This window comes from Acetobacter sp. UBA5411, assembly GCF_002409645.1.
GTDB lineage: Bacteria > Pseudomonadota > Alphaproteobacteria > Acetobacterales > Acetobacteraceae > Acetobacter.
Map to the genome: position 1 here is coordinate 1 of NZ_DHNR01000042.1, position 21,270 is coordinate 21,270.

22 protein-coding genes are annotated in these 21,270 nt (G+C 55.7%); 10 read left to right on the forward strand and 12 right to left on the reverse strand.

Going from position 1 to position 21,270, the window contains the following annotated elements:
- Positions 1 to 191 precede the first annotated feature (191 nt).
- Positions 192 to 1,682: a Ppx/GppA family phosphatase gene (locus B3759_RS15800; RefSeq protein WP_291367451.1), complete on the reverse strand. Its 1,491-nt coding sequence runs from the start codon at positions 1,680 to 1,682 to the stop codon at positions 192 to 194.
- 551 nt (positions 1,683 to 2,233) lie between these two features.
- Positions 2,234 to 3,277 (reverse strand): agmatinase, encoded by a 1,044-nt coding sequence (gene speB / locus B3759_RS15805; protein ID WP_291367453.1) that lies wholly within the window; start codon positions 3,275 to 3,277, stop codon positions 2,234 to 2,236.
- A 288-nt stretch (positions 3,278 to 3,565) separates the two neighbouring features.
- On the opposite strand from speB, the gene B3759_RS15810 reads away from it, so the two are divergent.
- From B3759_RS15810 to ureG, 7 genes are all read left to right on the forward strand, one after another.
- On the forward strand, positions 3,566 to 4,396 hold the full coding sequence (locus tag B3759_RS15810; protein WP_291367455.1) for an urease accessory protein UreD: 831 nt from the start codon (positions 3,566 to 3,568) through the stop codon (positions 4,394 to 4,396).
- Positions 4,397 to 4,463: 67 nt separating this feature from the next.
- A complete protein-coding gene (locus B3759_RS15815; RefSeq protein ID WP_010666822.1) occupies positions 4,464 to 4,766 on the forward strand; it encodes an urease subunit gamma in 303 nt (100 codons plus the stop codon).
- Positions 4,750 to 5,091, forward strand: a complete 342-nt coding sequence (locus tag B3759_RS15820; RefSeq protein WP_291367458.1) for an urease subunit beta — start codon at positions 4,750 to 4,752, stop codon at positions 5,089 to 5,091. Before B3759_RS15815 ends, B3759_RS15820 begins: the two co-directional genes overlap by 17 nt.
- Positions 5,091 to 6,797: an urease subunit alpha gene (ureC, locus tag B3759_RS15825; RefSeq protein ID WP_291367460.1), complete on the forward strand. Its 1,707-nt coding sequence runs from the start codon at positions 5,091 to 5,093 to the stop codon at positions 6,795 to 6,797. The genes B3759_RS15820 and ureC overlap by 1 nt, the downstream gene beginning before the upstream one ends.
- A 1-nt stretch (position 6,798) precedes the next feature.
- Positions 6,799 to 7,320: an urease accessory protein UreE gene (locus B3759_RS15830; RefSeq protein WP_291367462.1), complete on the forward strand. Its 522-nt coding sequence runs from the start codon at positions 6,799 to 6,801 to the stop codon at positions 7,318 to 7,320.
- A 15-nt stretch (positions 7,321 to 7,335) separates the two neighbouring features.
- The gene (locus B3759_RS15835) at positions 7,336 to 8,001 is read left to right on the forward strand and encodes an urease accessory protein UreF (RefSeq protein WP_291367464.1); all 666 of its coding nucleotides are present in this window, start codon (positions 7,336 to 7,338) and stop codon (positions 7,999 to 8,001) included.
- The gene (ureG, locus tag B3759_RS15840) at positions 7,998 to 8,633 is read left to right on the forward strand and encodes an urease accessory protein UreG (RefSeq protein WP_291367466.1); all 636 of its coding nucleotides are present in this window, start codon (positions 7,998 to 8,000) and stop codon (positions 8,631 to 8,633) included. Before B3759_RS15835 ends, ureG begins: the two co-directional genes overlap by 4 nt.
- A 360-nt stretch (positions 8,634 to 8,993) precedes the next feature.
- Here the strand turns inward: ureG and B3759_RS15845 are convergent, their stop codons facing one another.
- A complete protein-coding gene (locus B3759_RS15845) occupies positions 8,994 to 9,464 on the reverse strand; it encodes a hypothetical protein (RefSeq protein ID WP_291367468.1) in 471 nt (156 codons plus the stop codon).
- Positions 9,465 to 10,049: 585 nt separating this feature from the next.
- Between B3759_RS15845 and B3759_RS15850 the strand changes: the two genes are divergently transcribed.
- Positions 10,050 to 10,844, forward strand: coding sequence for an IS5 family transposase (locus B3759_RS15850; protein WP_291367487.1), 795 nt, complete (start codon positions 10,050 to 10,052; stop codon positions 10,842 to 10,844).
- A gap of 18 nt (positions 10,845 to 10,862) precedes the next feature.
- Complete coding sequence (locus tag B3759_RS15855) at positions 10,863 to 11,084, forward strand: hypothetical protein (protein WP_291367489.1); 222 nt, start codon at positions 10,863 to 10,865, stop codon at positions 11,082 to 11,084.
- 340 nt (positions 11,085 to 11,424) lie between these two features.
- Here the strand turns inward: B3759_RS15855 and B3759_RS15860 are convergent, their stop codons facing one another.
- From B3759_RS15860 to B3759_RS15870, 3 genes are all read right to left on the reverse strand, one after another.
- Positions 11,425 to 11,865, reverse strand: coding sequence for a hypothetical protein (locus B3759_RS15860; RefSeq protein ID WP_291367491.1), 441 nt, complete (start codon positions 11,863 to 11,865; stop codon positions 11,425 to 11,427).
- Positions 11,866 to 11,932: 67 nt separating this feature from the next.
- A complete protein-coding gene (locus B3759_RS15865; RefSeq protein ID WP_349679308.1) occupies positions 11,933 to 13,042 on the reverse strand; it encodes a porin in 1,110 nt (369 codons plus the stop codon).
- Positions 13,043 to 13,438: 396 nt separating this feature from the next.
- Positions 13,439 to 14,338: a LysR family transcriptional regulator gene (locus B3759_RS15870; protein WP_291367495.1), complete on the reverse strand. Its 900-nt coding sequence runs from the start codon at positions 14,336 to 14,338 to the stop codon at positions 13,439 to 13,441.
- 66 nt (positions 14,339 to 14,404) lie between these two features.
- Here B3759_RS15870 and B3759_RS15875 point away from each other — a divergent pair, with 66 nt between their 5' ends.
- A complete protein-coding gene (locus B3759_RS15875; protein ID WP_291367497.1) occupies positions 14,405 to 14,887 on the forward strand; it encodes a PACE efflux transporter in 483 nt (160 codons plus the stop codon).
- A gap of 55 nt (positions 14,888 to 14,942) precedes the next feature.
- Here B3759_RS15875 and B3759_RS15880 read toward each other — a convergent pair whose 3' ends face one another.
- From B3759_RS15880 to urtA, 6 genes are all read right to left on the reverse strand, one after another.
- On the reverse strand, positions 14,943 to 15,539 hold the full coding sequence (locus B3759_RS15880) for a hypothetical protein (RefSeq protein WP_291367499.1): 597 nt from the start codon (positions 15,537 to 15,539) through the stop codon (positions 14,943 to 14,945).
- A 127-nt stretch (positions 15,540 to 15,666) separates the two neighbouring features.
- A complete protein-coding gene (gene urtE, locus B3759_RS15885; protein WP_010668213.1) occupies positions 15,667 to 16,362 on the reverse strand; it encodes an urea ABC transporter ATP-binding subunit UrtE in 696 nt (231 codons plus the stop codon).
- A gap of 12 nt (positions 16,363 to 16,374) precedes the next feature.
- Positions 16,375 to 17,115 (reverse strand): urea ABC transporter ATP-binding protein UrtD, encoded by a 741-nt coding sequence (urtD, locus tag B3759_RS15890; protein ID WP_291367501.1) that lies wholly within the window; start codon positions 17,113 to 17,115, stop codon positions 16,375 to 16,377.
- Positions 17,112 to 18,236: an urea ABC transporter permease subunit UrtC gene (gene urtC / locus B3759_RS15895; RefSeq protein ID WP_010668211.1), complete on the reverse strand. Its 1,125-nt coding sequence runs from the start codon at positions 18,234 to 18,236 to the stop codon at positions 17,112 to 17,114. The genes urtD and urtC overlap by 4 nt, the downstream gene beginning before the upstream one ends.
- Complete coding sequence (urtB, locus tag B3759_RS15900; protein ID WP_291367503.1) at positions 18,233 to 19,891, reverse strand: urea ABC transporter permease subunit UrtB; 1,659 nt, start codon at positions 19,889 to 19,891, stop codon at positions 18,233 to 18,235. Before urtB ends, urtC begins: the two co-directional genes overlap by 4 nt.
- Positions 19,884 to 21,212, reverse strand: a complete 1,329-nt coding sequence (urtA, locus tag B3759_RS15905; protein WP_291367505.1) for an urea ABC transporter substrate-binding protein — start codon at positions 21,210 to 21,212, stop codon at positions 19,884 to 19,886. Before urtA ends, urtB begins: the two co-directional genes overlap by 8 nt.
- Between the last annotated feature and the right edge of the window lie 58 nt (positions 21,213 to 21,270).

The following is a 21,270-nucleotide window of genomic DNA, read 5'->3' on the forward strand; positions in this document are numbered from 1 at the left end:
GGTTGAAAGCGGACCATGCCTGCACGCGACATAAACAGAGCGTGAAGCATACCGCTTTTCATCGCACCTGACTGATCGCAAGTGCGTGTACTATCTGGCTTTTTTCAGGCGCAACCCGAACCGGGCGAGAGTGCCACACTGTGCGGGATCATGTCGTTAACGGGGCAGGCAATCCCTGCCGCAGCGGCTTTTCAGACCGATGGCACTTCATCTACACGGGATTCGAGGCCCATGATCTGCCCCAATCGGGTCAGACGGCGACGCACGGAGTCTCCACGCACAGCCACACGCGCCGACGTGAGATACAGGCACAGCCCGTCCTTTTCACGCTCCAACCGTGTGCCGTTCAGCAGCGTTTCAGTACCGCCGCACAGGGAGTAGGCCAGCCTCAGCGACAGCCCGAGCGTAAGTCCCCACGTGAAGGTATCTGCATCAAGCAGGGCGCGGGCGGGAGCCAACCAGCCAGCATCGACCTCACCTTCATATCGGACGGCGAGCGCAAGGGCGAGCGCAGCGCGGGCCTGATGATCGATCCCCCCGCTCTGCATCCACAGAATACGCAGAAACGTCTGTTCGGCCCGATATTCCGGGTGGTCGTGACTGCCGACGTCAGATAGCCAGCAGGCCACTTTTCTCAACCGTTTCTGACGCTCTGACTCCTCGGGGAAGATCACGGAAATCCAGTCGAACAGCGCCTCCGGCAGGGTTGTGCTACGACCAAAGCGCTCACACATCTGTCGTGCCATGGCTTCAAGTGGGTCTTCCTGCTGAAGGCCCGGCGCAACATTCAGCACATACCAGCCTTCCCGCAGACCATCGACGCAGAACACGATGCGATCGGGAGAAACCCGCTTGACCAGACGACGCAGAACGGTCGCGGCGAAAGGAGCATCATCCAGTCGCTTTCTCGGCGCACCCGGCAGGCGCTCGAGAACTTTCCGGTTGCTTTGAATCAACCAGCCCGTCATCTCGCGCGCCATCTGGGGCGTCAACGTATAGTAATGAAGGATATTCAGCGGGTAGCTGGTACGGGCAATCTGCAAGCGAGCAAGGGCACGGAAAGCGCCGCCGACAAGGTAGAGCGTGCGACCTTTCATGCTCTCCAGCCACTCGACTCCGGCAAGCTCCGCATCGGCTATGGCTTTGGCCGCAGCCAGATCACCATTGGCCCGGTCGCCAAGACGAATGACACCCAGCGGCAGGGTGTTGGCGTCATGACGCCCTTCCGAATCAATCCGGATCAGTTCCAGCGATCCACCGCCAATGTCGGCCACAAGACCGTTTGCTTCCGGGATGCCGCACAGAACGCCGAGCGCCGCGTGATCAGCCTCTTCTATCCCGGACAGGATGCGGATGGGCACATCCGGCATGATCTCCCGAAGAGAAGCGACAAATTCGGGACCATTCGCAGCATCACGCACAGCGGCTGTCGCCAGAATTTCGAAGGGATCGGCGTTCATGCCGCGAGCGATGGCGTGAAAACGGCGCAGCACATCCACGGCGAGCGCCACGCCTTCTTCATTCAGCCGTCCCGTATGGGTCAGGCCCCGTCCAAGGCGGAGGACGGCTTTTTCATTGAAGATGGAGACCGGATTTCTTGAAATCCCGTCAAAGACGACCATGCGGACGGAATTGGAGCCAAGGTCGACAACGGCGGAACGCGCCGGAATGTCAGCCTGCATGCATGGTTCTCCCCTGAAACGGCAAACGGATCAGTTCCACGAACAGTCTCCCGAACGCACCGCGCCGTGCAGTGTCTGTCAAACGATACCCAACGCCCTATAACCGATGAATGCCGTGAAACCCAACAGAGAACCTTTCCCACCTGAGGCTTCAAAGCTTGGACTCAAGTTAACCAGCTGATAATTATTAATAAAATTTTCGATTTACGCTTTCTGCCAAGGAGACAAACCCCTTAAATCTTCCGGGGGAAAGCCTCGGCTGAAACTTTTCTTAATAAAGCCGGCAAACTTGAGTACTTTAAGAAACTGAAGGACAAGAGCCATCATTCCGTCCGGCACCATCATTTTGACGGCCAAGCCTGGCTGTTGCGAACACGCCCGGACCGCGCAATCAGTCAATGACCGGCATTTTCTGCTGACCGCAAAGGTCTATCCGGCTTTCCAGTTCGATCATCGAAATATGCCACTCTCTCTACAAAAACAAAGCGCCTATATTTCCGATAAACATCCAGTCCCCTGCGGCACAAGCAGCAGGGGACTTTCTCTTCGCATTAGCGAGCGGCGATTTTTCCCGCGATCAGGCTGAAGATCTCGAACAGAATCTGGGCCCCAGCCTGCGCCGTATTGGTGGTCGCATCATATTGCGGCGCGACTTCAACAACATCGCCACCAACAATATCGAGACCGTCGAGACCGCGCAGCAGTTCCAGCGCCTCGCGGGTGGTCAGACCACCTATTTCTGGCGTGCCAGTGCCGGGTGCGAAAGCGGGGTCGAGGCAGTCCACGTCGAAGCTGACATAGACAGGACCGGCCCCGACCACCTTGCGCACGGTTTCCAGAATGGCGTCGGTTCCTAGCTTCGGCACATCCTCGCCATGAATGACGGTCATGCCGGAGTCCTTCGAGAACTCCCAGAGATACTCGGAGGAACCACGAATGCCTATCTGCACGCAGCGTTCCGGGTCCAGAACACCATCCAGAACCGCGAGACGGAACGGACCACCGTGATGGAACTTGGCGCCCTCATACTCGCCGCTGGTGTCGCAATGCGCATCGAAATGCACCATGCCGACCGGCTGCTTCGCCCCGACCGCCTTCAGGATCGAGTAGCTGATGGAATGGTCTCCGCCGACAGACAGCGGAATCACGCCAGCATTCACCAGACGACCATAAAATTCCTGAATATCCTCATGGGATTTTTCAAGACTGAACCGGCTGCGAAAACCGACATCGCCAATATCGGCCGCCTTGCACATGCTGGAAGGCACACGCTTCAGAACATGCTCGTAAGGACCGATCCGCTCAATGTCACGCACGGCGCGGGGCCCGAAGCGCGAACCGGAACGGTTGGTCACACCCAGATCCATCGGCACGCCGACAACAGCCACATCCAGACCGCCAAAGTCGTCAGATGACGCGGCATCCGGGCGATAGGGGAGCGACATGAAAGTCTGCACACCGGAATAGGGCTTGCTGCGCCGGTCGCCATCAGAAAACTGCGTCGCGGCGACAGCCTGGAATTCCGGGTCGAACATGTCGCTGCCCGAAGCAGCGCCATATTTCTTACGCAGGGCTTCCAGTTTTGTCGTGTCCATTGGTCTCTTCTCTCCCTGCACCATGATCCTGCAATAGACTGGAACACATTCGTAACGGGAAAACCATTGGATCGAAACGAAGTTCAGTTTGATCAATCATGAAGCAAGACGCTCAGGACCGTATATCCGGGCCTATATGCTCCGGATTTTCCACATCCTTCCGACGCCCTACGCATTTTCCTCCATTGCGACATTGGCAGATGGCGTATTTCTGTGCTGCATGGAGGTCATGCACCATTACACCGCTGAATTGTTCTCTGCTCCAGCGACCATCATGACCGGCATGAAATGACTCATCCTGTTCTTCTTGAACGGGCCGTCGGCGCTTATGGGCTGGATGTCCGCCTCTCCGGAGACGCCACACGGGTTGCCGGACTGAAACAGCAGGGCTGTTGCCGCATCCTGATGCCGCGTCACCCGCTTGGCACACCGGAAGCCGTGCTGGTCAATGTCTCCGGCGGCATTGCGGCAGGAGACCAGATCACCGGCGAGATTGTCTGCCGCGCAGGAAGTTGCCTGACCGTTACGACACAGGCGGCGGAACGGATTTACAAGGCGCGCGAGCAGGATGCCCCCGCCCGCATCGAAGCGCGTTGCCGGGTCGAAGCCGGAGCGCGCCTTGACTGGCTGCCACTGGAGACGATCTTTTTTGACCGGAGCGCGACATCCCGCCTTCTGGAAGTTGAAATGGCCGAAGACGCGACTTTTCTCGGCTGTGAGACACGGGTTTTCGGACGTTCCGGCTCCAACGAAACGGTCGAGCACATCCGCCTGAGGGACCGCCTGCGGGTCAAACGGGGCGATGAACTGCTCTGGGTAGAGTCGCTGATCGCGGAAGGACCGCTTGCGAGGCTTCTGGAACAGAAAGCCATCGCCTCCGGACGGACGGTGATGCTGACATTGTGGCTGGTCGCGCCGGACGCAGAAGCATGGCTGCTCCCCATCCGGGAAACGCTCGGCACTCAGGAGAAAGGTGTGGAAGCCGCCGCATCGGCATGGAACGGCATGCTGGTGGTTCGTGCGCTTGGAACCAGTAGCCTCGCCATCTCACGGCTCTCCCGGCGTCTGCTGTCCATTCTTCGGGAAGGACGAGGCGATCCGGTGACGTGGCGCACATGATGAGGCAGGATCACATGAAAGAACGGTGGCGGGCGCGCCGTAGGCTGGACAAAGGAGCACTCGGGTCATGAAACTGACGCCTCGGGAAAAAGACAAACTGCTGGTGGCCATGGCGGCCATCGTCGCCCGAAAGCGGCTGAAGCGTGGGGTCAAGCTGAATTACCCGGAAGCGATCGCGCTGATCACGGATTTCGTGGTCGAGGGCGCACGCGATGGCGCGAGCGTGGCCGATCTGATGGAACGCGGCGCACATGTCATCACCCGCGATCAGGTGATGCAGGGCGTGGCCGAGATGATCCACGATGTTCAGGTCGAAGCGACCTTTCCCGATGGCACAAAACTGGTGACGGTTCATGACCCGATACGCTGATCCCCTCCCCCCCGGCGCTGTCCCCGGCGAGATACTTCCCAAAGCAGGCGACATTGAGCTGAACGAAGGCGCGAAGCGCGTCACGTTGCTGGTCACGAATACCGGTGATCGTCCCATTCAGGTCGGCAGCCACTATCATTTTGCTGAAACCAATCCGGCGCTGAAGTTCGACCGCGACAAGGCGCTCGGCTGGCGTCTGGACGTGCCGTCCGGTGGCGCGCTGCGTTTTGAGCCGGGACAGGAACGCGAAGTCACACTCGTGCCATTCCGGGGCGCACGACGCGCCATCGGCTTTCGGGGCGACGTCATGGGGGAGATCGACTGATGGCAAGACTGAGCCGTTTTGACTACGCCATGACCTATGGGCCGACGACGGGAGACCGTCTGCGGCTGGCCGACACGGCGCTGGTGGTCGAGATTGAAAAAGACTTCACCATCTATGGTGAGGAAGTGAAATTCGGTGGTGGCAAGACCATCCGTGACGGCATGGGTCAGTCCCAGCGCACCAACGCCGAAGGCGCGGTGGATACCGTCATCACCAATGCAGTGATCCTCGATCACTGGGGCATCGTGAAGGCCGATGTCGGGCTTGTAGGCGGGCGCATCCACGCCATCGGCAAGGCAGGCAATCCAGATGTGCAGCCCGGCGTGGACATCATCGTCGGTCCTGGCACGGAAGTCATTGCCGGTGAAGGCAAGATCCTGACGGCGGGCGGTATCGACAGTCACATCCATTACATCTGCCCACAGCAGATCGAGGAGGCGCTGTCGTCCGGCATCACCACCATGCTCGGCGGTGGCACCGGCCCCGCAACCGGCACGGCGGCGACCACCTGCACGCCCGGTCCGTGGCACATGGCGCGGATGCTTCAGGCGGCGGAAGGGCTTCCCGTCAATCTGGCTTTCGCGGGCAAGGGCAACGCCTCCCGTCCCGAGGCATTGGAAGAAATGGTGCGCGCCGGGGCAAGCTGTTTGAAACTGCACGAGGACTGGGGCTCCACGCCTGCCGCCATCGACTGCTGCCTGTCGGTCGCCGACCGCATGGACGTGCAGGTGATGATCCACACCGACACGCTCAACGAAAGTGGCTTTGTCGAAGACACCATCGCCGCCTTCAAGGGCCGCACGATCCATGCCTTCCACACAGAGGGCGCGGGCGGTGGTCATGCACCGGACATCATCCGTGTGGCGGGGCTACCAAACGTCCTCCCCTCCTCCACCAATCCCACGCGGCCTTACACGATCAACACGCTGGACGAGCATCTCGACATGCTCATGGTGTGCCATCACCTGAACCCGAGCCTGCCGGAAGATATCGCCTTCGCGGAAAGCCGCATCCGTCGGGAAACCATTGCTGCTGAGGACATCTTTCACGACATGGGCGTGCTGTCGATGATGTCATCAGACAGTCAGGCAATGGGTCGTGTGGGCGAAGTCTCCATCCGCACATGGCAGACAGCGCACAAGATGAAGCTTCAGCGCGGTGCATTGCCGGGCGATGGCGATGCGGACAACAACCGCGCTAAACGCTACATCGCGAAATACACGATCAATCCGGCTATTTCACATGGTCTGGCACATGAGGTCGGTTCGGTCGAAGTTGGAAAACTGGCTGATCTCGTCCTGTGGGATCCGGCTTTCTTCGGCGTGAAGCCCGATCTTGTCGTCAAGGGTGGCGCTATCGTCTATGCGATGATGGGTGATCCGAACGCCTCCATTCCCACCCCGCAGCCGGTACATGGACGGATGATGTTCGGTGGGCTCGGTGGCTGTCTTGCGGCAACCTGCACCACTTTCGTGTCTCAGGCCGCGCTGGAAGACGATATTGGCCATAAACTTGGCCTCAGACGTCATCTGTCGGCTGTATCCAACACCCGTGGCGGCATCGGCAAACGAAGCATGATCCACAACGACGCAACCCCGGTGATCGAGGTTGATCCTGAAACCTATGAAGTGCGTGCCGACGGCGTGCTTCTGACCTGCGAACCCGCGGAGATTCTTCCTATGGCCCAGCGTTACTTCCTGTTCTGACATGAGATGTTCTGAAATCCTGCCAGCGGGAAGCTGGGACCGTTCGCGTGAGTGCGATGTCTTTTCCGCCGATTACGAAGGTCGTCATCGCCGTCGTATGATGCTCGATCTGCGTTCGGGCGAGCGGATGCTGCTCGATCTCGAGCATGCCCGCCTGCTCCGCGCTGGTGACGGGCTGCTGCTGGAAGATGGCCGCGTTGTGCGGGTCGAAGCGCAGGAGGAAGACCTGCTGGAAGTGACAGGTCATGACACGCTGCATCTGCTGCGTATGGCATGGCATCTGGGCAACCGGCATCTGCCTGCCATGATTGAGGAAAAGCGTATTCTCATCCGCAATGATCATGTGATTGCCGACATGGTGCGGGGGCTTGGTGGTCACATCCACACCGTGCACGCACCATTCGATCCGGAAACAGGTGCCTATGCCTCCGGACACGGGCATTCCCACAGTCACGAAGAAACGCACGCACACAGCCATGAGCATGGACATGATCACGGCGACGGGCATCACCACCATCACTGATCCCCTGCAAGACACATGATAAACGCCCTGCAACTCACCAGACTTCTCTCGTGGCTATCACCGGCTTTTCCAACCGGTGGGTTTGCTTACAGCCACGGTCTGGAATGGGCCATTGAGTGTGGCGATGTCACAGATGTACAAACTCTTGTTGAGTGGATCGGCAGTCTTCTGGCTCATGGCAGTCTGCACACCGACATGATCCTGCTGCGGGCGGCGTGGCGAGCGGACACGCTGGATGAAATGCGTGCTGTGGCCCAAGAAGGATGTGCTCTGGCACCCTCTCGCGAGCGGTTTGAGGAAACTGTCAAACAGGGAAACGCTTTTTTACGGGCTGTAAAAATCTGGGATTGCCTGCCGCCCACCGTCACGACGTTGACCACCCACTGGCCTCTGCCGGTGATGTACGGCGTTGCCCTGAAAGCCGCAGGATTTGATGAGGACGTAGCGGCTTTAGGGTGTGCTCACGTCGCGGTTTCCGCCCTTGTCTCGGCGGCTGTGCGCCTGATCCCGCTTGGTCAGACAGACGGATTGCGGGCTCTTGCGGCGCTGGAAGAGCGTATGGCGGCCGCTGTTGTCACAACAAAATCCCTTACTCTGGAAGATGCTGGCGGACTCTGCTTCCGTTCCGATCTTGCCGCGATGCATCATGAAACTCAGGAAACGAGGTTGTTCAGAACATGAAAGAGAAACATCACGGACCCTTGCGCGTCGGTATCGGCGGTCCTGTCGGCACGGGCAAGACGGCGCTCATGGACGCGCTCTGCCGCCGCTTTCGCGATGAGTTCGACATCGCGGCGCTGACCAACGACATCTATACCCGCGAAGATGCTGAATTTCTCACGCGCGCCGGCTCGTTGCCGCCCGAACGTATCATGGGGATTGAGACGGGTGGTTGCCCGCACACGGCCATTCGTGAGGACGCCAGCATCAATCTTTCCGGCATTGATGAACTGAACGCCAAGTTTCCAAATTTGGATATTGTGCTAGTCGAAAGTGGCGGCGACAATCTGGCGGCCACCTTCAGCCCGGAACTGGCTGACCTGACGATCTATGTGATCGACGTCTCGGCCGGGGACAAAATCCCCCGTAAAGGCGGCCCCGGCATCACGAAAAGCGATCTTCTGGTCATCAACAAGATTGATCTCGCCCCTTATGTCGGAGCAGACCTCTCGGTCATGGATCGGGATAGCAAGCGCATGCGTGGTGAAAGGCCTTTTGTTTTCACGAATATTCGTAAGGGCGATGGGGTTGAAGAGATCGCCCGGTTCATTTGCGATAAGGGTGGCCTGTCTTCATCCAAAGAGAAATCATAACGAACATTCGGAAGATGCAGGAGTGCCGCACATAGCGGCACGATTATACATACGGATGTGTTGAATTTTCTGGACTTTAACCCAGACTCATCAAAGGGACATAGTCCCTTTGATCCTTATTTGTTAAAAAAATCAGATGAAGGGGGTTTTGACCCCTTCCGGTTACGAGATGAGGTCCTGGGCTGCCTTATGTTCGCAAAATGCCTTGCACGCCTTAGTGACTGTTTCAAAAGTCGATAATAAGCCTGAAAACGTGAGTAATACCCAGCAAGCTTGGTCAGTTTTACCTTAAAACGTCAAAAGCCGCACAAACGGTAAACCACGGATATAATACTGTAAAATCCGTGGCTTGCAATTTTATCAGTGCGGGATACCAATGACATTTAATCTGCCACCTACCGCTCCCAGATTATTTTGATTTTGTCGTTGCTGCTGACGACGCATCTGAGCCTGTTGCCAATCTTGTTGCTGTTGTGCTTGTCGCTCTTTTTCTTGCTGATCATATAGAGCAGTAGTTTTGAAATGCGTAGGATCAATAGGTTGAATGATGTTTACTTCTGCAACGCCTGATACAATGCCAGCTTGCCAGAGGGATATGGTTTCAAAGGCAGAAGTAGAAACTTTACCTGTGCAAACAACGCTTCCATCATTCAAATTATGTTTTTCAATATTTGATATATCTATATTGACAGTATCATCATAATTGAAAGAACTGGTCAGTTGAGTTTTTGCCTCTTGTATTGTCCTCGGATCATTGCACACATCTTTGGCGTATAATGCGGAGGAATGTAGGGCTATAAAAGCACAAACAGTGATTACTGTATTTTTCATTTTTCTTCCAGATAAATAGAAATTGAAAAAGGCACCTAGAATTTCTAGGTGCCTTTTGCTTTATCGACGAACTTCTTGAGGGTTACTGAAAAATTTTGGGTTGCCATACTGCATATTAATCAGATCTTTTGCCTTGACAGGATCGTCAGCCTGTACCGTTATTTCTTGGATAGATCCTGACTTCAAAACAATTTTGGCTTTGTACAACTTGGTAGCCATAACTATGCCTCGCTTTTTCGTCCTACGACAGACGAGTTTGCTCATCGGTGCCTCCTGGCGTCGGGCGGGTCGTAGCGTGTTTACACGAGGCATAGTCACGCCCTGCCTATTTCCCAGACGATAAACAGCTTTCACCGTTCACCGCTGGACCATAAGTCCGGGTGTTATATTTAGCAGGCCACCCGACATAGGGGCCGCCTCGTGTAAAAAGGCGCTACGACACGCCACTAATGAGCATAGCACGGCATGACGTGGCACACCACCATTCGACATAACTCATTGATTTAAGATGACATTAATTTTTTTAACTTGATTTTGGTGCTATTTATATTACGATAGAGGAATTATATTTGTGGCTGACATGTGATGGCCTACGATACAGATCTCACTGATGAACAGTGGGCGCTTATCAGGCATCGCATCCCGCGAGCCAAAAAAGGAGGACGCCCAAGGTCTACCAATATGCGGCGCGTGATAGACGCCATTATGTACGTGGTCACTCACGGCTGTAAGTGGAGAGGTTTACCCAAAGACTTTCCGCCGTGGGAAACTGTGTACCGATACTTTTGCGCTATCCACAGACGCGGCCTGTGGCGAAACATCCACTACGATTTGTACAAGGAAATCCGCCATAAGGCGGGCAAGTCAAAACGGCCTACCTTGCTCATCATTGATAGTCAGAGCGTCAAAACTGGTAAATGCGCCAGTGCTGAAACCAAAGGCTATGATGGAGGCAAGCGGGTAAAGGGCAGAAAACGGCATGTCCTTGTTGATAGTATGGGACTGCTAGTTGACGTTCAAGTGACTCCCGCCAACGTGCATGACACCAAGGGCGCACGGCTCCTTTTGGAGAAGTACAAGCGACGGGAAAAGAAGCCAAAGGTCAAAAAGATCATTGGTGACAAGGGATATCGTGGTGAATTGTTGAATGGCTTTGTACGAAAAGCGTTCAACGCCGTGGTTGAAATTGGTGAGAACCATACCAACATGGTGAGAGGCTTCGTGCCAGCCCACAAACGTTGGCTGGTGGAACGAGGTTTAGCGTGGCTGGGAGACTATTGGCGCTTGTCTATTGATAGAGAGCGCTACCCTGCTCGCAGTATGTCGATGATTAGGCTGGCCTTTATCAGACTGATGTTGAGGCGGTTGGTGCCTGTATAGTAAAAAGGAAAACGTAGTATGACAGAATTCCCCGACATGGCTATTCTTCCTAATTTGTACCTGATTACCGCCATAGGAAAAGAATTAGTAAATAAAGAAATTATTTCCAAAGAGGATATTATTGCCAACATAAAAAACATGCTTCCATCTGAAGGATCTAAAGAAAAAGAAGCATCCAGACGCACCCTGTTTCTAACAGCAGAGATTGAAAATGTCATCTCTGCTGTTAGAAAATGGTAATTACCAATTCAGAGGTATAGGAACACCTTCTTTCTTGGCTTTGTCAAGATATTTAACGAAGATATGATCGTTGTGACTTCGTATATGAAAAATTCGTAGCAGAAAGTTCATCTTTTTGTTCCAAACGTCAATAAAGGCAGGGCAAAATCGCCCTGCTTTAATTTACCAAAAAGGTGATAATTAACTTTTCATCAAAACGCTGCCTTTAAGGTAAACCCACTCAAATAGCCTGACTACGACTCACGTTTTCAGGCTTATTCTCGACTTTTGAAACAGTCACTTAGAAGAGAGACGCCCAAAAACTTTTTAGCATGCATCAGGCTTCGCTTAAAAAGCTTCTTTAAGGTGCCACTCGCATCTGATCGTCTTTCAAACGAGTCTGCGTTGACAGAGGCATTGTCATTGTCGGACAGACCTTCTGCACTTCCTGCCGTTTGATCGCAGCCAGTCTTTTTGTCTGTTTCTCGATTGCTGCATCGGAAACTTCATCGCCGAGAGGTTTCCCCTCTGGTGATAAAGTTACGCCATTCATGATTCCAATTCCTTGAATGGGGTCGAATTTTACAAAAAAACCATCATCCGCAGTATCTTTGCCACTCGACACAGCATCTGACTGCTTCTGCCGCAGCAAGGTAATCTGATCCGAAACCCGCACATCTTCCGCGAAGAGATGACGGCAATCCATCGCCTCATAGTCCGGAGACGCCAGAGCAAAGTCCCTTCCTGCGCAGGAAAGAATTATAAAAGTTCCAATCTGAAGCGTTTTCTTCAAGGTCACCATACCACTCTCCCTCAACCACGATATTCGGCAGTGCATCCGCCCAATGATGTCATCCACTTATCCAGCATCAGTACTGGAACTGCATGCCCAGAAGAAAAGCATTTGAGGTACGTGTGTTGGCAGGATGGTAACGCACATAATCGAACGTGAAACGAAGGTTATGACCATCCATCACGTAGTTGGCTCCAGCATCAAACTGGGTGGTTTTCGGATGTCCCGGTCCGTAAAGATCCTTTTTAAAACGGAACTGCTGATAACGGACCAGAGGCTGAAGACGACCCCATCCCAGTTTGTAGGGAATCAGATACGCCGTGCTGGCAAGAAAGGCTGTGCCGTTATTGATTCCACCGACGTTTCCATATTCCGGGGCCCGCTGACCATATCCCGCAGCGATATCCTTCACACCATCAGTGTAATACTGGTAATACGCCCCTTCCAGAGTATAGACACCAGACTCAGCGTTCTTTCCGATCTTCTTTTCAAAAAGACCGTCAATATTCCAGGCTTTGTAATCACCCTTCTGTTCAGCGTTGCCGACACCATCGACTTCATATTGTCCGGCCAGACCGATCGCGAGAATATCAGCCTTACCGTAGTAGGTGCTGGCGGTGTAATAAGCAGGTGAAGGCTCAGGATCGAGAAAATTGTATTCCATACGGCCAGCAAACAAAGGATGTTCGCCGTAGTTCGATCCACCATGCACCCAGTTATGTCCGCGATACACACCAAGAGTATAACGGAACCGGTCTTTCAGCGTCTTGCCCCACACCGTGATACCATCATCACGGCCTGCCCATGCTCCCGGATATTGGGAAACAATGGGGTAAGCATAGGTGCTGAGAAAGTAAGGACCATCAAGATTGGACCGGTCACTTCCCGTCAGCATACGACCGAACCAGACATTGAATTCTTTCCAGGGCTCAACCTGAAGAATACCGTCGAGCACGTTCCAGTTACCGTCCCTCAATCGCTCAAGATTGAGGGTCGTCTTGACGTATTTATGAAACTGCGCACCCATGTAAATACGCAGATCCGCAGCACTGGCAGCACTCGAATTACTTGGTGTCGCAGCCGGGTCCTGGGTCATATACTGGGCTCTGACGCCAACACCGAATGTAAAATACTGGTTTTTTCCGAAATTGACGGTCATCGCGGCCTGAGAGTGCTGCGGCAACATCATTCCGAGCGTCGTGAACGCCGACAGGATGCTTCCATAACGAAGCAGTTTCTTTTTTCGGTCCGAAGAAAACCGTGACACTCGCGCAATCATGAACACCCCCTCTTATGGCCGTAGCCATCACCCGGCGACATGATTACGTTACGGCAACGTATCGTGCGGGAGGAATGCGTAAAATTACCTATATGTAAGACTGCCGCAAACCGTAGCAACACTCAGGAAACACTTCCTGCAAAGTCAAATCGAAATAAGCTTTTGATAGGAATGATAAATTTTAAAAATCATACCGATAGAAGATCTTGATGAACCTTCTCACAACAGGATCGGAACAAAAATTCCCTTTAAAAAAACAGCTTTTCATATCAAAAATTTTGGCAATATATCCAATCGTACACTCTATCCATCAGAAACAATAAAAACACTTTTCTCCTGAGATATTCGCTCTCTTAACCAAAGAGCTGCTGGACCGTGCACCTTTTTCTTATGCCATACGATCGACAAGGGAACCTCGTGATGACCGGCATCAAACAACAGTTCAGGCACGACAATGTGCGAAGCCACCGGCGAAGACGCCAGAACATGATCTGAAATAAAAGCCCATCCTACCCCGTGTTTGACCATTTCCAGAATGAGCCAGTTACTTTCAACCCACCAGACTTCAGCGGCTATACGCAAGCTTTCCCTTTTCTGCTTCTTGCCTCGGGACGCCACCAAAATCTGGCGATAACGTTTCAGCTCCTCCCAGGCCACAGGCTGCGTTGCCAGTGGATGATCCCGGCCACAGACCAGCCGAAGCGGCACACGTCCTATCGTCCGAAAGGCAAGATCAACCGGAGGTGTTGTCTGCTGCCACATCACGCCGAGATCCGCCGTCCCGGCCAACACCATGTGGCCAACGTCTTCCATCAGCGGTAACAGCAGTTCCAGTTCGACATGCGGAAAACGGGCTGCAAAATCCTGAAAAATGGAACCAAGCGCATTTTCCGGATAAAGTTCGTCGATAGCGACAACAAGGCGATTTTCCACCCCCTCTTCCAGAGACCGGGCCACGCCAACCAGATGCTCCCGCCGATCCAGAACGACACGCGTTTCCTCAAGCAGTCTCTGACCAGCCGGTGTCAGAACCGGCACGCGCCCTTCCCTGCTGAACAGCAACACTCCGAGATCATCTTCCAGATTGCTGATATGCGTGCTGATCGCTGACTGCGCCTTGCCAGTCCTGCGTGCCGCCGCAGAAAAGGAACCGGCTAATGCGGCTTCTACAAACGCCTCCAGTTGTTCAAAAGAGATACTCATTGACCTATCTTTAAAACAGATTGATTCTAACTTTTCCCATCTGAAAATCCATGTAGATTGCCGCGCATGTCAACCGAATCTACTCAATCTTCCCCAGCCATGCGTTCCGGTGCCGATCGCCTCCGTCATACGGTGCTGTTCGAATGTCTTGCGCTGGCTATTGTTATACCGTGCGGGAGCATGCTGTTTGGCGTGCAGGCTTCAGACATGGGGGTCATCGGCGTCGGCAGTGCTGTTACTGCGGCACTGTGGAATTATGGATACAATCTATTTTTCGACCGCACGATGGTCCGCCTGACAGGCTCGACCCGAAAGAGCATCCCCGTGCGACTGCTGCACACGCTCCTGTTTGAAATAGGATTACAGCTCGTACTGTTGCCCGCAATTGCGCTCTATCTCGGTATCTCGCTCATGCAGGCCTTTTCGCTCAACATGGCGATCGCACTCTTTTATCTGGCCTATGCGTTTCTGTTCAACATAGCCTATGACTCGATCTTTCCGGCAGGAGGCGTTGCCGCGAAATCATCTTCGACCGTACCGGCCGAATAAAAGGCTACCTGAAATTATCAGGACAGGCTCTAATGAAACCTGTCCTGATTGTATTTCACATATGACTGGACGTTCTCTTCGTCTCATCTTCCGCACTGCCTGTGTCCACAGCCGGAACAAGATCAGAATGATGGACGAACCCCGGCACAGTCGGCGCTGATCCCCTGACATCAGGGACAGCACCACCCTGTATGCATCCCGCTTTGCTTCCCGTATCGGAAACATGCACGACCGGCGCAGCCTGTCCGTTCTGACTCATCGTGACTATCTTGGAACAGGCCGCGCCATTCCCGCTCCAGCTCACGCTGGTAATGGACTGGTAAGAAGACCCGCCTGTCATGCCCGCCGCTGGCGCTGCTACAGCTGGCGTATGCTGGGCGACTTCAATCATCCGCTGCTCAGCCTTCTGCATCATCGCCATCTGCTGTGCCATCATGCGGTCCATATTCTCAAAGAGAGACTGCATGGGCACGACATTGACGGGCTGGGCAGCAGGCGTACGGATCAGCACACCGATCTGATGCCCCTGAGTATCAACGACCCGGATCAGTTCCTGCGCCATCGCCTGTGGCGAAAACGATGCTGTCGCCACACCGGCGACCAAGGCAACCGCTGAAAGTTTGCCCAGAAAAGACTGTCTGAAGAAACGCATCACCAAACCCTCCATCAGGAAAATCTGTCTCTCGTTTCGTGGCCCGAAAACAGTTACCAATCTGTTTACGCAGCCATCAGAAATCAAGGGTTTTCGCTTCCAAAAACTGAAACCCTGATCCTCAGCTTCAGATCGCCACCAGCCCTCGGATCTCCTCAGCCTCCAGTGTCTCAACTGCCCCGTTGGCGACAACCTTGCCGCGGTCAAGAACGACCACATCCTGCGCCAACTCATAGGCGAAATCGAAATACTGCTCGACGAGCAGAATCGCCATATCGCCACGATCCCGCAGCATGCCGATCACCGAACCAATATCCTTGATGATGCTCGGCTGAATGCCTTCGGTCGGCTCATCCAGCACCAGCAGACGAGGACGAATCACGAGCGCACGACCGATCGCAAGCTGCTGCTGCTGCCCACCTGAAAGATCGCCGCCACGACGGTCGCGCATCTTCGCCAGAATGGGAAAGAGATCATAAATCTCGTCCGATACTTTCCGCTGACCTCGCGGCAGAAGACCAAATCCGGTTTCCAGATTTTCCTTCACTGTCAGCAGCGGAAAGATGTCACGTCCCTGCGGCACCGTAGCGATGCCGCGTCGCGCCCGCTCATAGGCAGGCAGGCGCGTGATATCCTCCCCTTCCCACATGATCTTGCCGGACGAGACGGCGTGCATCCCCGTGACCGCGCGCAGAACGCTGGTCTTGCCGACACCATTGCGGCCCAGCAGACAGGTCACGGCGCCAGCGCGCGCAGAGAGAGAGACCCCTCGCAGAGCAATCGCCGCGCCGTAATAAAGTTGGATGTCTTGAACGTCGAGCATCTGTCTGTTTCCTCAGCGTCCGAGATACACTTCGATCACACGCGGATCGTTGCTCACCTGATCCAGTTCGCCCTCCGCGAGAACCGAACCCTCGTGCAGCACGGTGACTTTCACATCCAGCGCCCGCACGAACTCCATGTCATGCTCCACGACGACCACACTACGCGTCTGGTTGATCTCACGCAGAAGATCAGCCGTTTCCATGGTTTCCGCGTCCGTCATGCCCGCCACAGGTTCATCGACCAGTAGTAGGTCCGGCTCCTGACCGAGCAGCATTCCGATTTCCAGCCACTGTTTCTGGCCATGACTCAATCCACCCGCCTGCCGGGGCGCTTCCCGTCCCAGACGGATCGTGTGCAGCAGGCCGTCGATCCGGGCTTTTTCTTCCGCCGTTTCTTTTGCGAAAAGCAAAGCGAAAGGAGAACGCAATCCTTTCAGCGACAGCAACAGATTATCGCGGACAGTCAGTTCCTCGAACACCGTCGGTTTCTGGAATTTCCGACCAATCCCCATGCGGGCGATGGCCGGTTCATCCAGCTTCGTCAGATCATGCTCGCGGAATTTGACCACCCCCGTATCAGGACGCGTCTTGCCGGTGATGATGTCCATCATCGTGGTCTTGCCCGCGCCGTTCGGCCCGATAATGGCCCGCATTTCACCGGGAGCCAGCGACAGTGAGAGATCATTGATCGCCCGGAAACCATCGAACGTGACAGAGACGTGGCTCAACTCAAGCAGGGTTCCAGCGCTCATGCCTCGCCTCCTTCCGGATTGGTCACTTCAGGCGTTACTTCGGAAGGCCGTTTTTCCGGCAGGTGACGCATAAGCCCCATCAGTCCCTGCGGAAGAAACAGGGTTGTCGCCATGAACAATGCACCAAGACCGTAGAGCCACATTTCCGGCAGCCAGGCGGTGAACAGTGTCTTACCAAGATTGACGAGGATCGCGCCTATGACAGCACCGGACAGCGTGCCACGTCCACCAACCGCCACCCAGATCACGGCTTCGATAGAGTTGGCGGGCGCAAACTCACCGGGGTTGATGATACCAACCTGAATGACATAGAGCGCGCCACCAATCGCCGCGATCACAGCGGAGAACACCCAGACCAGCAGCTTGACTTGCTCGGGACGATAGCCAAGGAACCGCGTGCGACTTTCTGCATCACGCACGGCGATCAACAGACTTCCGAACCGGCCACCGACTACATACCGGGCAGCCAGCAATGCCCCTGCAAGAATGAGGCCGCTGATAAACAGCATCCCGGCGCGGGTGTACGGGCTGTGCAGGTCAAAACCGAGAATATCTTTGAAATCGGTCAGACCGTTGTTACCGCCAAACCCGAAGCCATTCTGGAAGAAAGCCAGCATCAGTGCGTAGGTTAGCGCCTGCGTGATGATCGACAGATACACGCCCGAGACGCGGGAGCGGAACGCCAGCCAGCCGAACAATCCCGCTAGACCGGCAGGCACAACCAGCATCAGCAGCAGCGCCACAGGAAAATGGTCGGAACCCCACCAGTACCAGGGCAGGCTCTTCCATGACAGGAAGACCATGAAATCCGGCAGATCGGCGTTGCCGTAGACACCGCGTGCACCGATTTCCCGCACGAGATACATGCCCATCGCATACCCGCCGAGCGCGAAGAAGGCTGCATGTCCAAGCGTGAGGATTCCGGCAAAACCCCAGACCAGATCAACAGCTAGCGCCAGCATGGCATAGGCCAGATACTTGCCCGCGAGCGTCATGATGAACGGAGACACCTGCACCGGACTGGACGCGGGCAGCAGACTGCCGACCGCCAGCACGCCTGTCAGAAGGACAACAATGACCGCCGTAACGGACGCGCCACGAAATGAGAGGGATGCGTTCACGATTCCACTCCCCGGCCCCGCAGCGGAAACATGCCGCGCGGATGACGCTGAATGTAGAGAATGACAAGAACGAGCAGCAGGATCTTGCCCGACACGGCCCCGACCAGCGGCTCAAGCGCCTTGCCGCCGACACCGAGCGTAGCCGCCGCCGCCAGCGTGCCCCACAGATTGCCCACACCGCCGAACACGACGACCAGAAAACTGTCGATGATATAGCTCTGTCCCAGATTGGGGCTGACATTGTCGATCTGACTGACCGCGACCCCTGCCAGTCCAGCGATCCCGGAACCGAGGCCGAAGGTCAGCGCATCGACCCGCGCCGTGCGGATGCCCATCAGCGCCGCCATGCGTCGGTTCTGGGTCACGGCCCGCATTTCCAGACCAAGAGGCGTGCGCCGCAGCACCAGCATCAGTCCCGCCATGACCACGCCAGCAAAGATCATGATGGCCAAACGATCAATCGTGACCTCGATGCCACCGAGATGAAAGGAGCCGGACAGCCACGGTGGCGTAACAACGGCCACATTCGTCGGGCCGAACAGGGAACGGATGACCTGCTGGAGAATGAGGGACAGTCCCCACGTCGCCAGCAGCGTTTCAAGCGGACGACCATACAGAAACCGGATCAGCCCCCGTTCGATCACGATCCCCAGTGCTCCACACACCAGAAAGGCAGCAGGAATAGCGAGGATCAGACTGAACGACCCCAGAGCAGGCACAACGGACAGCACGGCTTTCTGGGTCAGCCATGTCGTGTAAGCGCCGATCATCATCAGTTCGCCGTGGGCCATGTTGATCACGCCCATGACGCCGAAGGTGATGGCCAGCCCCATGGCGGCCAGCAGCAGCACGGAACCGAGACTCAGTCCGTAAAACGCATCCTGCCCGAAACCCCAGAGTTTCAGCTTAAAATCGATGGAAGAGACAGCCGCTTCAGCAGCCTTGCGTGTCGCCGGGTCCAGCGCCTCCGAAGTGGATGCCTGAGCCAGCACGCCGCGTGCATCCAGTCCGCCAGCAGCCTTGAGTTTTGCCACAGCCTGCTGCTGAGCCTGCGCATCGGACGCCGGAGCACCGGGGCTGAGCAGCGCCGCCGCACGGGCGTTGAGCAACGTGTCTTTCAGCGCAGCGTCATCGGTTTTTGACAGCGCCTTGTCGATAGCGGGCAGCATGGCCGGATCGTGGCGCTGGTAGAATACGTTTGCAGAAGCCTGCCGTTCCGCTGGCGTGCCAGAGACCAGTTCCAGCTCAGCCTCGGCTGCTGCAACAGCGAGCCTGACACGGTTATTGACGCGGACAGGGCGCAAGGTTTCTTCATCCGGAGAGGCAGACGCACCGGAACGGGCATCCGCCCACCCACTGTCAGTGCGGATGAACAGACCGTCGCCCTCACGGGCGGCAAAAAGTTTCCTGTCGGCCAGAGCGCGCAGAACAGGGAGAGCCCGAGGCCCTCCCTGCTGTGCGATCTGATCGACTGACGAAGCAATGGTATTGAACTGCGTTGTCGCAAGTCCGGCGAACGCATCTTCATCCGCCCGCGCATGATGGGGCTGAATGAAAAGCAGACTCAGCAGGACGGCGGCGAAGATACCCCGCACACCGTTCCGCATTTTCCGGCCTGAAAGGGCTGCCGGACCCGACATCGCAACGTCAGCCATGCTTTGCTCCGAGACAGGCCTTTTTGACCGTATCGTAATTTCCGCAACTGACCGACTTGGTCCAGTCGCCAATCAGGTTCTTTGTCTCCGGCACATACGGCGACCAGGCCATGCCCGGCACTTCCTTCGGTGTCTGCCAGACGACGTTGAACTGCCCGTCATCCTGAATCTCGCCGATATAAACCGGCTTCGTGATGTGATGATTCGGCAGAACCTGCGCCGTGCCACCCGTCAGGTTGGGCTGCTTCAGGCCGACCATCGCGTCGATGACCTTGTCATGATCGGTGGAGCCGACTTTCTCGACCGCCTGAACCCACAGATTGAAGCCGATATAGGACGCTTCCATCGGGTCGTTGGTCGTACGCTTCGGGTTCTTTGTGTAGTCGTGCCACTCCTTGATGAAGGACTTGTTGGCAGGGCTGTCGATGCTCTCGAAGTAGTTCCAGGCGGCGAGCTGACCAACGAGCGGCTTGGTGTCCATACCGGCCAGCTCTTCCTCACCGACACTGAAGGCCATGACGGGAATATCCGTGGCGGAGATGCCCTGCGCGCCCAGCTCCTTGTAGAACGGGACGTTGGCGTCACCATTGATGGTGGACACAACAGCGGTTTTCTTTCCCGCAGAACCGAAGGCCTTGAGCTGCGACACGATGGTCTGCCAGTCGGACTGACCGAACGGCGTGTAGTTCACCATGATATCGGCGTCTGCGATGCCTTTGGATTTCAGGTAATTCTGCAGGATCTGGTTCGTCGTGCGCGGGTAGACATAGTCTGTGCCGATCAGAGCAAAACGCTTCGCTCCGCCACCGTCGGCGCTGAGGAGGTAGTCCACGGCCGGGATAGCCTGCTGGTTGGGAGCTGCGCCCGTGTAGAAGACATTACGGCTGCACTCCTGCCCCTCATACTGGACGGGATAGAACAGAATGCCGTTGAGTTCCTCAAACACCGGCAATACGGACTTGCGGGAGACGCTGGTCCAGCAGCCGAACACGGAGGCCACCTTGTCAACGGCGAGAAGCTGACGGGCTTTCTCGGCGAACAGCGGCCAGTTTGAGGCAGGATCGACCACCACGGCTTCCAAAGGACGCCCCAGCACGCCGCCTTTACGATTCTGCAATTCGACCAACATCAGAATGACGTCTTTCAGCGTGGTCTCGCTGATGGCCATGGTGCCGGACAGGGAGTGCAGCACACCGATGCGGATCGGCTCGCCTTTGGGCGCTGCTGCGGCAGCCCCTTTCACACCAGCAAGCATCGCTGCGGATGCGGCGAGACTGAATTTCGTAAAATCACGGCGGGAGAAACGCGGCGACATCGTCATGGCCTCTGTCCTTCTGATACTGACATGAGCATCCCTACCGGGGCAGATTTTCCCATAC